Genomic DNA, 13328 nt, shown 5'->3' with positions numbered 1-13328 from the left:
CATTTAAAGTAACCCATTTAAGAACAAGGATGACTATGAGTGTTATCGCTAATAAACCAATTGATATTGTAGTGCCAACTGCATCAGACATTAAGGGACGCAGTTTATGGCAAGATGCTTGGCGTCGTTTTTATAAGAACAAAGCGGCTATTGCCAGCTTGGTTATCTTATTTTTGGTCACCATGTTTGTAATATTTGTGCCTATGATTGCCCCATTTGGCTATGCAGAAACAGACTGGGGATATATGCAGGGTACGCCATCATTTGAAAATAAGCACTATTTTGGCACCGACTCCTTAGGCCGAGACTTACTAGTACGTACCGCCATTGGGGGTCGGATTTCACTGTTAGTAGGTATTGCTGGAGCTACAGTAGCCGTAGTGTTTGGTACAGTTTATGGTGCCGCTTCTGGTTACTTAGGCGGAAAAATCGATGCGATCATGATGCGCTTTTTGGAAATTCTAAACGCCTTTCCGTTTATGTTCTTCGTTATCTTACTAGTGACTATCTTTGGCCGTAACTTAATGCTGATCTTCGTGGCCATTGGTTTGGTATCGTGGCTAGATGTGGCACGTATTGTACGTGGCCAAACCTTAAGCTTGAAAAGCAAAGAGTTTATCGAAGCGGCGCACGTTGGCGGTGTTTCTGGCTTTAATATTATTATGCGTCACATTGTGCCTAACGTTTTAGGTGTGGTGGTGGTTTATGCCTCATTACTGGTACCCAGCATGATTTTATTTGAATCTTTCTTAAGTTTCTTGGGACTTGGGGTTCAAGAGCCAATGACCAGTTGGGGTGCACTATTGCAAGAAGGGTCTCAGACCATGCAAGTTGCTCCATGGCAGATTTTAATACCTTCAGTGTTCTTAGTGGTGACGTTATTTTGTTTTAACTTTATTGGTGATGGCTTGCGCGATGCGTTTGACCCTAAAGACCGTTAATACGGCGCTATACCGTCCTAACTTATATTTTGCTAATTAAAGTAGCGACATCTAATTATCTGATAGCCAGACAGCCAATACAGGTATATTTATTATGACAGTACAACACATGAATGTAGGACCAGACAGTCAAAGACAAGTTGGCCCAAACGGTCATGCTTCCTCAAGCGCACCAGCATTGCTACAGGTAAAAGACTTGTCGGTAAAATTTAGCACCGAAGATGGTGAAGTCACTGCGGTAAACGGTCTGAACTTTGATCTACACCAAGGCGAAACCTTGGGTATCGTTGGCGAATCAGGGTCGGGTAAGTCACAGACTGCCTTTGCCATGATGGGCTTATTGGCAAAAAATGGCCACACCAATGGCTCAGTCTTGTTCGAAGGTCGTGAGCTGTTGGGTCTGTCTGAAAAAGAGCTAAATAAGATACGTGCTGAGCAGGTATCGATGATTTTCCAAGATCCGATGACCTCGTTAAACCCGTATATGAAAATCGGTGATCAGTTGGCAGAAGTGCTTATTTTGCACAAAGGTATGAGCAAAAAAGAGGCTTGGGAAGAAGCCATCAAAATGCTCGATGCGGTAAAAATCCCAGAAGCACGTAAGCGTATTGGCATGTATCCACATGAGTTCTCAGGCGGTATGCGTCAACGGGTGATGATTGCCATGGCACTGTTATGTCGTCCGAAGTTGTTAATTGCTGATGAGCCAACCACCGCTCTAGATGTGACGGTACAGGCTCAGATAACCACCTTGATGAATGAGCTAAAGCGAGACTTTGGCACCACCATTATTATGATTACCCATGATTTAGGTGTGGTAGCTGGTATCTGTGATCGAGTGTTGGTCATGTATGCTGGACGTACCATGGCGTATGGGGAAACGGACGATATTTTCTATAACCCTACCCATCCTTATACCAAAGGTCTGCTGCGGGCGATTCCCCGCTTGGATAATGAAAGCGGTAAACTGGAGACCATTCCCGGTAGCCCACCAAACTTATTGAGCTTGCCACCTGGCTGTCCGTTCTATGAGCGTTGTTCTTATGCGATGGACGTTTGTTATAACGTGGCACCACCATTAGAGTTCTTACCCCATGACCGTCAACGTGCCTGTCATTGGAAGCCTGAGGATGTTGCCAATACAGAGCCGCAAGATGCGCAAGAACAGGTGCAGGAGTTAGGTGAGGAAAATATCATTCAAGACAAAACCATCACTGGGATAGAGGGGTAACTCATGCAACAGTCAAACGATAAAACTTCTAGCACTCGTATCGATGTGGTGAATGACACCCCTTTATTGCAAGTTAGAGATGTGGTGACCAGCTTTGATATCAAACAAAAAGGCAGTTATTTTTGGCAAAAGCCAGCGACTTTAAAAGCGGTCAATGGGGTTTCTTTTGATCTATATGCCGGCGAGACACTGGGGGTGGTCGGCGAGTCAGGGTGTGGTAAATCCACCCTAGCACGTACTATTATCGGCTTAGTTGAAGCACGTTCGGGCAGTATTAAGTTTAATGGTAAAGAGATACGAGGTGCTTCCAAAAAACAGATGCGCATGACTCGCAAAGACATGCAAATGATCTTCCAAGATCCATTGGCCTCTTTAGACCCACGTATGACCGTGGGAGATATTATCGCCGAGCCGTTACGTACCTATTACCCCAAGATGACAAAAGCCGAAGTTGAGCAAGAAGTGCGGGCAATGATGAGCAAGGTGGGTCTACTTGCCAACCAAGTGAACCGTTATCCGCATGAATTCTCAGGGGGTCAGTGTCAGCGTATTGGTATTGCCCGTGCTCTAATCTTAAAGCCAAAGCTGATCATCTGTGATGAGCCGGTTTCTGCACTCGACGTCTCTATTCAGGCGCAGGTCATCAACCTATTACAAGAAGTGCAGCAAGAGATGGGTCTAGCGCTTATCTTTATTGCCCATGATTTATCCGTGGTAAAACACATCTCTAATAGAGTCATGGTGATGTACTTGGGCAATGCGGTTGAACTAGGAACAGATAGGGCTATTTATAGTAGTCCAACCCATCCTTATACCCAAGCGTTAATGTCTGCGGTTCCCATTCCCGACCCAAAAGTTGAGCGCAACAAGACTATTCAGTTATTGGAAGGGGATTTACCTAGCCCTATTAATCCGCCTTCAGGGTGTGTGTTCCGTACCCGCTGTCCTATCGCTGATGATGGCTGTGCTCAAACCAAACCGGTACTAGAGGGTAGAGCAGATCACCTGGTGGCCTGTCTGAAAAATAAAGTGCCCACGATTAGCGGCGAGGTGGCTTAACGGTAACGTGATTTAGGGGCTGTAAATAAACGGGCACTGAATACCTGGCACTGAATACCTATAGTCAAGTGAAGAGTAACGAGTTAAGATAGATATTAGATTCACTAAATAACACTAATTTAGAGACTGAAATAAGTACCAATTTAATCACTAAGTACTGTTAGATTTAATATCAAAACAGCGTAATCGACACAAGGAAGCTTCTATGAAAAAACTTAGTAAATCTCAGCAGGGTGCTGGTTTAAGTTCGAGTGGGGTAAAGACAGTACTGGGAGCCACAGGTTTGGCTATGCTACTCCTAAGTTCAGGGTGTGCTACTACTGAGTTAATGGAATCTAAGAGCAGTCAAAGCAGCCGTAACTCGTCCAAACAAGTGCTAGTCGACGATCAGTTGGTGGCCTTCGGTCGACCTGCTCAAGCATTGCCCAATATGCCGGCGAGTAGTGTGGTTATTGTCGGTGAAAAGAATAGCTATGTGCTCACCCAAGGTGGTCCTGAAATGGTCAATATATTGACCAATTTAACGCCTAAAAACATCCAAGTGGACAGTGATATGACTTTCTATTCACCCCGCAACGATGGCTATTTTCAGGGTGAGATGAAAATGTCGTATGCCAAGTTAAAAGATGAGTTTAAGCGCAGCGATTACCAGTTCTTTTTACAAAATGGCGGCAAAGAATGTACCGATGCCAGTGACCAACGCATTGGGGCTCAACGCTTCTGCTTTACTGTACCTATTAAAGGGGCAGTTTACCCAGCTGTTAGTAATCTAAGTTTGATTCAATCCAAATACAGTGCCTTAAGTAAGCCATATCCGGTGACTATTTATACTCAGTCTCAGACTGCAGCACGCAGTGGCAATAACGCGGCTGAAAAGCTAGTGTTACTGCCGTTCGCCTTGGCCTTTGATGTGGTTACTTTTCCTATCCAGCTTATAGGTGCTATGTCAGAGTAAAATATCATAGAAACTAGAATAATAAAAAAGCCCTTTGTGACTCAGTCGCAAGGGGCTTTTTGATGTTGTGGTACTTAATAGCTTGTTAGATCAGGATTATGTTAGATCAGTACTATATGGGCGCTATGCTATCTTCTAAAATTAATAAATCTAACATCAAATCTTCATCTTCCTTTTTTACTATGTTCTCAGGCATAGCCTTAATTTTAATATTCAACTTGGTAAGACGATAAATATTAAAACAGCTAAGGCTTCAACCCAATCTAAGATTAACAAAGGATAAAGTATAGTGAAAGAACTTATAAACTGTTACAAAGCCAAAGAAAATAAAAGAACAAAGTATCGATACACTGCAGACGCCAGTCTTTACGTTTACGCTTGATCCAAGCCCAGGCTTTTTCGATGGGATTTAAATCTGGGCTATAAGGTGGTAGCCATAAAATACAGTGTCCTGCATCATTAATAAGCTCTTGAATATCAAGTCTTTTATGGAAGGTGGCGTTGTCCATAACAACAACGCTATTCTTAGGTAGGTTTGGCAGTAGCAATTGTGTCACCCAGCTATAGAAGACGTCGGCATTGACATTACAATCATAAAGGCCAATAGCGAATAGTTGATTATTGTGAATAGCACCGATAGCATTAGTTTGATTCTTTAGTTGCCAGTTATAACTGCCAAAGCACGGTTTGCCTTTATAGGAATAGCCGTGTGGTCGATTCTCATGAGACTTAAAACCACTTTCGTCTAAATAAATAATAGCTCTATCGCTTTCTTCAAACTCAGACAGTTGTTCAAGAAATAGACGCCTTAGATTGTCATCTGCTTTAGGGTGTTTTAGTGTCTTTTTTTTGAGTAATGCCGATACGCTTGAGAGCTTTTCCTATGCCTCTGTCGCTACAGTTAAATCGCCTTGCTCGTTCATAATGATAGTCATCAGGATAGGCTTTGACATCTGCTATAAGGGCATCGTTGTCTATCTTACTAGGGATTCGTTTGCATTGTTTGCGCTCAAGCCGTTTCTTCCAGTTTTGTATACTGGTTGGGCTAATTTGATACTCTTCGGCTAACTCCCGAAAGCTGTAGCCTTCGTCAAGTTTGCTAAGAATCATTTGTCGGTAGTCTTTTGAATATGCCATAAGTTTTAGTGTACCACTTTATTCGTTCTTTGACTATATGTCTGTTAACCGTCGTGATTTTTTGAAGTTATCCACTGTGGCGGGTGCGACCGCCCTCAGTTCATCCTCAGTATTTGCCATTGGTAAAGACCGTCCTTTAATCCCTTATGGAGTGCAGTCTGGAGATATCTCAAATGGCAGAGGCATCGTCTGGAGTCGCACCAATCGCCCAGCCCGTATGATCGTAGAATGGTCAACCACCCCTAAGTTTGAGCAAGTCAAAAGAGTTATGGGGCCTGCTGCTTTGCCAGAGAACGACTTTACCACCACCGTAGATTTGCAAAACTTACCTGCCGGACAACATATCTTTTATCGGGTCAGTTATCGAGACTTGGCCAGTGTAAACAATGAAAGTCATGCCGTATTGGGCCATTTTAAAACGGCCCCTAATTTAAAACAGGACATTCGTTTTCAGTGGTCAGGCGATACCGTGGGACAAGGTTGGGGGATTAATGAAAACATTGGGGGAATGACCATCTATCAGACCATGGCCAAAAGCCGTCCGGACTTCTTTATTCATAGTGGTGATAATATTTATGCCGATGGACCTGTCCAAGAAAAAGTGAAACTTGCTGATGGCAGTGTATGGAAAAATGTAGTAACAGAAGCAAAAAGTAAAGTGGCGGAAACTTTGGATGAATATCGCGGCAATTATGTCTATAACCTGATGGACAAAAATGTGCGTCATTTTAACGCCCAAGTGCCTATTATTTCACAGTGGGATGATCATGAAACCTTAAACAACTGGTATCCCAATGAAATTATAGAGGATGACAGATATCAAACCAAAAGCGTTGCTCTGTTAGCTGCTCGTTCTAAGAAGGCGTTTATGGAATATATGCCGATGCGATTATCGTCAGATGAAAAAGAGCGTATTTATCGCAAAATTCCTTATGGTCCAAGCCTAGATGTGTTCGTGATCGATATGCGTAGCTATCGCGGTGATAACTCAGCCAATCGCCAAGCACAACCTAGCGATGCTACCGATTATATGGGCCGTGAACAAATCGCTTGGCTAAAGCAAGGGTTAAAAGACTCGAAGGCCACGTGGAAAGTCATCGCCTCTGATATGCCTATTGGCCTGATGGTCAAAGATGGGGATAACTTTGAAAACTCTTCCAATGGCGATGGACCAGTGTTAGGACGCGAGCATGAAATCGCAGATCTTTTGAGGTTCATTAAACACAATAACGTCAATAATACTGTATGGCTAACGGCCGATGTGCATTATACAGCGGCGCATTATTACAACCCAGATAAGGCACAGTTCAAGGACTTTAATGGCTTTTGGGAGTTTGTCTCTGGACCGTTGAATGCAGGTACGTTTGGGCCTAATGAGCTCGATAACACCTTCGGTCCTGAACTAAGATATGTCAAAGCGCCTAAAGAGGGCGAGTCAAATTTACCACCGAGTGCGGGCATGCAGTTCTATGGCGAAGTGGAAATTGACGGCAGAACCGAAGCGATGAAAGTTATGCTAAAAGATATGTTTGGGCGCACGTTATTTACCCAAAACTTAGACCCCGTTGCCTAGCCATTTATGAGAGTTATCAAAGTTATCAGAGCCATGAGAGTTATTTAAGTGATTAGAATTCAAATGCTGCTTTAACTCGATAACGATAACGCAATAACGATACAGACTTAATAAAAATCAATGCGACTCAACACATGAGTCTGTATAACATAGGCACAGAGGTAGGCACTGGGCCAGGCGAAAACAAAGGCCAATTTCCAAGAGTTTAGCAGATGGTCAAAGAAGAGATCGGTATAGCCTTCTTTGACCAATATCAGTGATGCCGAAATAATTAAAGACATGAGTAGCGCCATCAGTCCGGTGAAGATAAGACGATAAAACTTAATACTCATGCGTATTTTTGCTGGTTTCCGAGATACTTTGGTAGACTTTGTCATGGGGCGTTCCCTACAGCGAATTAGATTTAAGCATTGGCTAAAACAACATTTTGTGGAGTAGATTACTCTGAATACGGCACATTATATAACCGTTATTTTAAATAATTGAATTTACTATCTTATATTGGTTTAATTTGATTCAAATCAAATCTATAGAGGGCATACGGTGGCCTATTCCTCTCTCTTCTGTCTTCTACTATCTGTCTTATGATCCGCCTAGATACCTTGATAATTTACAAGAGTAATATCAATCAAAAGTGGTATTATTAACCTTAGCTTTAACTAATAGAACGGTCACTTGTTCAGTGGGCCTTTGGTCTGCGGGGTTGATGACTGTGGTAGGTATTTTTAATACCCTAGTCATTCAATAACTTATTTAACCAATTAACCAAGGGGTAATAATGACATTATTAAAAAAAGGGCTTGCAGCAATGTTGGCTTTGTCCGTCATCGGCTGCGCAACCCCAAACTCGATAACAGTCGCCACCACCCAAAAGCTAGTACAGCACGAACGCAACAAGGCTGACTTAGCGATTAAATCTTTCAAACTGTCGACAGGTGAGACGTTGGTTTATGCAGAAAATGGAAACACCTCGGGTGAACCCTTGTTATTGATTCACGGTTTTGGAGCTAATAAAGACAACTTTATCTTTATCGCGAAAGAGTTTAAAAACTATCATGTGATTATCCCTGATTTGCTAGGTTTTGGTGAGTCTGACAAACCTATGGATGCAGATTACCGAGCTAAAGCGCAAGCTCAGCGCTTACATGAATTAATGCAAGCCAAAGGTCTGGCCTCCAACCTGCATGTCGGCGGTAACTCAATGGGGGGAACGATCAGTACCGCCTATGCAAGTCTGTATCCAGAAGAAGTTAAAAGCCTATGGTTGATAGATACAGGGGGATTTTTGTCAGTGGGTATGGCCGAAGCATTGCAAAGTGGCACATTAGATGACAACCCATTATTGGTAAAAAACTTTGAAGATTTTGAAAACATGATGCAGTTGGTCATGAATAAACCTCCTTATCTTCCAAAAACATTTAAAGCGATAATGGCACAAGAAAGAATAGACAACCAACAGTTAGAGGCCAAAATATTAAAACAAATCGTTGACGATAGTATGGAAGACGAGGCTAAAATTATCGCGGAACATAAAATACCGACCTTAGTCGTATGGGGCGAGAAAGACCAAGTCATCAAACCCGAGACGGCTGATTACATAGCGAAGCTGATCCCACAAGCCAAGGTTATTATGATGCCAGAGATAGGGCATGCGCCGATGGTAGAAGCTGTGAAACAGTCGGCAAATGACTATAAAGCCTTTCGAGAGTCGCTAAAGCAACAGCCAAAGCAGTAATAAAATAAGGTATATGGAAATATAGGATAAGGCTAACAGAAGCGGGTTTCTGTTAGCCTTTTTTATTACTGGGATACCAATCGCTGCATCAAGGTCGCCACTGGCTCAGCTTGAATTAGGGCCACGCCTTGTCCGGCCCAAAGTGACATATAGTCAGTATTGTTGGATTTAGACGCAGCGACACGCATAGGCTGGGTCATCGCATTGAGCTGAGGGTAGGCAGGTAGGCTGTCGTTGTCATACGCTGCATATTTGATCAAATAATCATTCACCAGTCCCCGGGCTTGTTTCCCTGAAAATAAACGGGTTAGACAAGTTTGACTGCTACGCTCTCCTCTGGAAGCTTTTAACAGCTCAGCTTTGTAAGCACTGCTCACCCCACTCTCGGCTGTCGCTAAGAAGGCTGTGCCTAGTTGCGCTATCTCAGCCCCTGCACTGAGTACAGCTCTTATCGATTGTGCGGTCATAATGCCACCAGCTGCGATTAAAGGCACGTCAGTGACTGCTTTGGTTTGGCTAATTAAAGTCAGTAAGCCTAACGGGTCTTGTTCGCTTTGAGGTAGCCAGCCACCTCGGTGTCCACCAGCCTCCACGCCTTGTACACACACCGCATCTGCGCCGATATTGGCCCAAGCTTTGGCTTCTTCTGGGTGGTTTGCGGTGCCCACAACCTTTGTTCCTATTGCCTGTAGCGCTGCTACCTGCTCTTTGCTGATAATACCAAAGGTAAAGCTAGCAACTGGTACTGGGTTATCTAACAAGACTTGCAACTGAGCTTCAAATAGCTGAGCTGGATTTTGAGACAAAGTCAGTTCAATCCCTTGTTCTTCATAATACGCTTGTAGCCACTCAGGTATCCGCGCATCAAAGGTGGTCGATTCAGCTTCTGACAGCACCATTAAATTTACCGCAAAGGGTTTATCGGTTAAGACTTTAATTTGCTGGATTTGTTCCTGAATTTTCGCCGGTGCAGTAGTGCCGGCTCCCAAGCTACCTAATCCACCAAAGTTACTGACGGCTGCGATTAGTTCAGGAGTCGTCGCACCGCCAGCCATCGGCGCTTGTACAATTGGATAGGTTAAATTTAGGGTTTTTAGTAGAGTCATGGTAGGTATCCTTTTTATTGTTTTTTAGCTGTTTATATTTAACTACGTTATCTGAGTTTTTGAGGAACCACATGAGTTACTTTATCAAACAATAGTTACCTGTTTAGGTAATAGGGATTATTTAGTTGCTGAATGAGGTTAGGATAACTCTCAATTAACTGTTTTTGATAATTCAACTGCTCTTACAAATATACGTTTTTCAATACTTTCATCTCAAATTAACGATTTAGGCGAACACTTTCCTAAACAAATTTAATAATTAGTATTGTTCTCTAAATATTTATTATATTTGGCACGTTCATTATTTGATAGATTTTTAAAAATCCTTAACACTTTCTAATCCAATGAAAAAGCCTCTAGTTCAACTAGAGGCTTTTATGTTTAGTACTAAATTCGTAAAGATGTTGCTTTGTGGCTATTAAAAATAGATACGTAAAATTATGTTAAGAGGACTATCTATGAGACAGTTTATGCGAAAAAAGGCTGAATTCTTATGGTTTTAGATTATTTTTCTAATTTTATTTTTAATTGACAAGCCTGCTACGTAGCAGACCATGAAGGTTTGCGAATTTTCAAGCGTTTTTATACACTTCAAATCCTTATAAAACAAGGCTTTGAACCCCTATATGACTGTTTGTCAATATAGTAAATTTTATCATTTTACCTTATATTTATCTTGTATTAATTATTTAGATATTGGACAAGATAAAAGACGCACAAAAGCTAAAAAAAGTTGTCGAGACTAATAGCTAGTGTGCGTCCTACCGTATTTCTGATACAGAGCAATAAAGGAGGAAATAAGAATGAATGAATTATACTTAAGTAAGTAGACCTACTTGTTAAAAATGCATTGATCCTATTAGACCTGCCTATATGAAGCGATTCTGCTTTTGCAATAGTTATAGCGGCAACTAGAACTATTCGCAAAACAAATGATGCCTCATATGGACTCTGATATCAATGCCTGTTTTTTTTAAATTCCAAAAATGGAGATTGAATGAAGTTCAAAATCACTATAAAGGTTGAGGTATTTAATACCAAGTTTGCAAGTAAGCAAATGTACAAAAATAAGATAGGTAGGCTGTTTAAAGGCATGCTTATTGTCTTATCGATACTTTGCTCACCTATGTTGCAACAGCTTACTTGGACGAATTCCATAGATTCCAGTCCTGTTCAGAGCAATACTGAATTAACAAACTTTTCTAATGAAGTTTTGGGGATATGAGAATCTTAAAAAAGAGTTTTTTTTGGCAGTTTAAGTGGTAACAAAAGTTCCAACTTTGTATAACGGACGTTATATTAATGGAGAAAACTTCCATATTCAAAACACTATATAACTAAGCTGCTAAAAGCTATTTAATCTAGAAAAAAGAGCTATCAAATGATAGCTCTTTTTTTATGAGTTGATAGGACCCCCAATCAAGTACGACGAGGAGCCACTTCCTGTTGCTCTGCTCGCTCCCAAGTAATATCACGATAAGCTTGCTTGAGCTAATGATATCGATATCAATGATATCAATCAGTCGATTTTGTCCAAGTTTTTCAAAAAGCTATTCAGATTTCATTACGTAGCTTTATGACGCATATCTGTAACTTCGCAAGCTTAACTGAGGTGTCATCTGCTAAGCTAAAAACTATTGCTGAGTTTAGTACGGTTGAATCAGTATCAATACCGTCTAAATTTATCTAAAAAAAATAACTAGAAATAAAAAACTAAAAAGGTTCAACAATGCGCGATGAAGTAGTGGCTTTAGGTAACGGATTTTGGAATGTACGTGGGTCACATGAATCAACAGGGTTTCTGGATTTAGGTACGCAGTGTTCCTTAGTACAGCTAAACTCTGGCAAATTCATTTTTCTAGACAGCTACACGCTAAAAGGTGACGTACGCGATGAGATTATGGCCCTTACCAATGAGGGTAAAGATGTCGAAGCTATTTTAAGTCTGCATCCTTTTCATACAGTGCATTGTGCGCAAATGGCAAAAGATTTCCCCAATGCCACCATGTACGGCAGTAGCCGTCATCATGAGCAAGTCCCGGAGGTAGATTGGGCTCCGGAGGTGGTAGAAAGCGACGCGGTAACGGGTCGTTATCCAGAGTTAGAGTTCTCACTGCCTGAAGGTATTTACTATATTGCTCCGAAAGACGATGTCCATAGCGGCTCATTATTGGCATATCATCCTGCCAGTAAAAGTTTACATGTGGATGATACATTTGTGACGCCACCGTTTGCTCACTTACGTAATGACATGCCTGTTATCAGCATTCATCCTAGGACGAAAGATGCCTTAAAGGATGAGCCGAATGCTGTTGAGCGATACTATAATTGGGCGATAGATATTGCTAAAAAATGGGGTGATACAGAGAACTTTTGCGCAGCACACTCGGCGTTAGTTAAGTTTAAAAACCGAGAATTTGAAACTGCATTAATAGAAGCGATTGATAATGGCCGTGCTCAGTTGGGACAATAAGTTAGCGGATTTTCACAATTATAGTTGACGGCAAATCCTTAACGAAAATGAATAGACTTTCAAAATAATAATATAAGTAGCCATAGAAAAAATAAGCAACTGAATTATAAGTAGTCATCAAAATAAATACCACAGAAACAACAATAAATAGGAATTAAGAATGAGCGATAAAGTATTAGATATGGGCAATGGATTTTGGAATGTACGCGGTACAATGCGTGCCGCTGGCGTTATTAATGTGGGTACACAGTGCTCACTGGTAAAACTAGAGTCTGGCAAATTCATATTTTTAGACAGCTATACGTTAGAAGACGACGTCCGCGACGAGATTATGACGATTACCAATAATGGAGAAGATGTAGAAGCGGTATTAAACCTGCATCCTTTTCATACTCTACATTGTGCACAAATGGCAAAGGACTTTCCAAATGCCACCATGTACGGCAGTATCCGTCATCATGAACAAGTGCCTGAGGTAGACTGGGCAAAAGAGTTTGTAGAAAGCGAAGCGGTGACAAGTCGTTATCCGGAGCTTGAGTTTTCAATTCCACAAGGTATCTATTATATTGCCCCAGATGATAAGGTTCATGCAGGCTCACTATTAGCATATCATCCTGACAGTAAGTCGTTACATGTTGATGATACCTTTGTTACCCCACCTGGCAAGGTGTTAAAAGCCATCTTGCCGGAAGTTGCGATTAGTCCGATGACTAAAAAAGCATTAAAAGATGATCCAGATGCGGGCAAGCAGTATTGTGACTGGGCGGTTGGTATTGCCGAAAAATGGGGCGATACCCAAAACTTTTGTGCCGCTCACTCAGGGGTTATCGAATTTAAAAACCGTGAATTTGAAATTGCGTTATTAGAAGCGGTTGAGAAAGAACGTGCTGATTTGGAAAATGCGTCATAAGAATCTGAATCAGTTGGATAATCTAGTTATCCACAATCTTAGGGAAAACTTTTAGATTATGATTCCAGCTATCAGCAATAATAGGATAATTAGTTGCTGACAGATGTTGCTTTGCTATCTTTTGACTCCTTCCATTCTTCATTCCAAGAAATAGTCGATGCAGAGTCACTACACAACGGAAAATAGCCTACCTGAGCACGCTACCCCA

At 41.6% G+C, this 13328-nt stretch carries 11 protein-coding genes and 1 pseudogene; 8 read left to right on the top strand and 4 right to left on the bottom strand.

Going from position 1 to position 13328, the window contains the following annotated elements; all coding sequences use genetic code 11:
• Positions 1 to 35: 35 nt before the first annotated feature.
• The 4 genes from oppC to LK453_RS04100 all read left to right on the top strand — a co-directional run bounded on the left by oppC (position 36) and on the right by LK453_RS04100 (position 4186).
• Positions 36 to 941: an oligopeptide ABC transporter permease OppC gene (gene oppC / locus LK453_RS04115; protein ID WP_201541516.1), complete on the top strand. Its 906-nt coding sequence runs from the start codon at positions 36 to 38 to the stop codon at positions 939 to 941.
• A 94-nt stretch (positions 942 to 1035) separates the two neighbouring features.
• Positions 1036 to 2172, top strand: coding sequence for an oligopeptide ABC transporter ATP-binding protein OppD (gene oppD / locus LK453_RS04110; RefSeq protein WP_320157807.1), 1137 nt, complete (start codon positions 1036 to 1038; stop codon positions 2170 to 2172).
• A 3-nt stretch (positions 2173 to 2175) separates the two neighbouring features.
• Positions 2176 to 3231 (top strand): murein tripeptide/oligopeptide ABC transporter ATP binding protein OppF, encoded by a 1056-nt coding sequence (oppF, locus tag LK453_RS04105; protein ID WP_201537276.1) that lies wholly within the window; start codon positions 2176 to 2178, stop codon positions 3229 to 3231.
• 205 nt (positions 3232 to 3436) lie between these two features.
• Entirely contained in the window at positions 3437 to 4186 is a 750-nt protein-coding gene (locus LK453_RS04100; protein WP_007394720.1) for a YidX family protein, read from the top strand.
• Positions 4187 to 4485: 299 nt separating this feature from the next.
• Here the strand turns inward: LK453_RS04100 and LK453_RS04095 are convergent.
• Both LK453_RS04095 and LK453_RS04090 read right to left on the bottom strand, forming a co-directional pair.
• A pseudogene (locus LK453_RS04095) lies at positions 4486 to 4980 on the bottom strand (IS630 family transposase); the annotation flags it as partial.
• A 31-nt stretch (positions 4981 to 5011) separates the two neighbouring features.
• A complete protein-coding gene (locus tag LK453_RS04090) occupies positions 5012 to 5323 on the bottom strand; it encodes an IS630 transposase-related protein (RefSeq protein ID WP_201541622.1) in 312 nt (103 codons plus the stop codon).
• 37 nt (positions 5324 to 5360) lie between these two features.
• Here LK453_RS04090 and LK453_RS04085 point away from each other — a divergent pair, with 37 nt between their 5' ends.
• Complete coding sequence (locus LK453_RS04085; RefSeq protein WP_201537496.1) at positions 5361 to 6896, top strand: alkaline phosphatase D family protein; 1536 nt, start codon at positions 5361 to 5363, stop codon at positions 6894 to 6896.
• 107 nt (positions 6897 to 7003) lie between these two features.
• Here LK453_RS04085 and LK453_RS04080 read toward each other — a convergent pair whose 3' ends face one another.
• On the bottom strand, positions 7004 to 7273 hold the full coding sequence (locus tag LK453_RS04080) for a DUF2798 domain-containing protein (RefSeq protein ID WP_201537494.1): 270 nt from the start codon (positions 7271 to 7273) through the stop codon (positions 7004 to 7006).
• A gap of 401 nt (positions 7274 to 7674) precedes the next feature.
• Between LK453_RS04080 and LK453_RS04075 the strand changes: the two genes are divergently transcribed.
• A complete protein-coding gene (locus LK453_RS04075; protein WP_201537492.1) occupies positions 7675 to 8631 on the top strand; it encodes an alpha/beta fold hydrolase in 957 nt (318 codons plus the stop codon).
• Positions 8632 to 8696: 65 nt separating this feature from the next.
• Here LK453_RS04075 and LK453_RS04070 read toward each other — a convergent pair whose 3' ends face one another.
• Entirely contained in the window at positions 8697 to 9737 is a 1041-nt protein-coding gene (locus tag LK453_RS04070; RefSeq protein WP_201537491.1) for an NAD(P)H-dependent flavin oxidoreductase, read from the bottom strand.
• 1729 nt (positions 9738 to 11466) lie between these two features.
• On the opposite strand from LK453_RS04070, the gene LK453_RS04065 reads away from it, so the two are divergent.
• Together LK453_RS04065 and LK453_RS04060 are read left to right on the top strand one after the other, a co-directional pair.
• Positions 11467 to 12210 (top strand): hypothetical protein, encoded by a 744-nt coding sequence (locus tag LK453_RS04065; RefSeq protein WP_201537489.1) that lies wholly within the window; start codon positions 11467 to 11469, stop codon positions 12208 to 12210.
• A 160-nt stretch (positions 12211 to 12370) separates the two neighbouring features.
• Complete coding sequence (locus tag LK453_RS04060) at positions 12371 to 13120, top strand: hypothetical protein (protein WP_201537486.1); 750 nt, start codon at positions 12371 to 12373, stop codon at positions 13118 to 13120.
• Positions 13121 to 13328: the final 208 nt, after the last annotated feature.

Source organism: Psychrobacter sanguinis (genome assembly GCF_020736705.1).
Lineage (GTDB): Bacteria > Pseudomonadota > Gammaproteobacteria > Pseudomonadales > Moraxellaceae > Psychrobacter > Psychrobacter sanguinis.
This window is presented reverse-complemented; position numbering and strand designations above follow the sequence as displayed.

Bases quoted from the DNA above. Each gene is read 5' to 3' on its own strand.
- oppC (WP_201541516.1), top strand. From the start codon at position 36: ATGAGTGTTATCGCTAATAAACCAATTGATATTGTAGTGCCAACTGCA.
- oppD (WP_320157807.1), top strand. From the start codon at position 1,036: ATGACAGTACAACACATGAATGTAGGACCAGACAGTCAAAGACAAGTT.
- oppF (WP_201537276.1), top strand. From the start codon at position 2,176: ATGCAACAGTCAAACGATAAAACTTCTAGCACTCGTATCGATGTGGTG.
- LK453_RS04100 (WP_007394720.1), top strand. From the start codon at position 3,437: ATGAAAAAACTTAGTAAATCTCAGCAGGGTGCTGGTTTAAGTTCGAGT.
- LK453_RS04090 (WP_201541622.1), bottom strand. From the start codon at position 5,323: ATGGCATATTCAAAAGACTACCGACAAATGATTCTTAGCAAACTTGAC.
- LK453_RS04085 (WP_201537496.1), top strand. From the start codon at position 5,361: ATGTCTGTTAACCGTCGTGATTTTTTGAAGTTATCCACTGTGGCGGGT.
- LK453_RS04080 (WP_201537494.1), bottom strand. From the start codon at position 7,273: ATGACAAAGTCTACCAAAGTATCTCGGAAACCAGCAAAAATACGCATG.
- LK453_RS04075 (WP_201537492.1), top strand. From the start codon at position 7,675: ATGACATTATTAAAAAAAGGGCTTGCAGCAATGTTGGCTTTGTCCGTC.
- LK453_RS04070 (WP_201537491.1), bottom strand. From the start codon at position 9,737: ATGACTCTACTAAAAACCCTAAATTTAACCTATCCAATTGTACAAGCG.
- LK453_RS04065 (WP_201537489.1), top strand. From the start codon at position 11,467: ATGCGCGATGAAGTAGTGGCTTTAGGTAACGGATTTTGGAATGTACGT.
- LK453_RS04060 (WP_201537486.1), top strand. From the start codon at position 12,371: ATGAGCGATAAAGTATTAGATATGGGCAATGGATTTTGGAATGTACGC.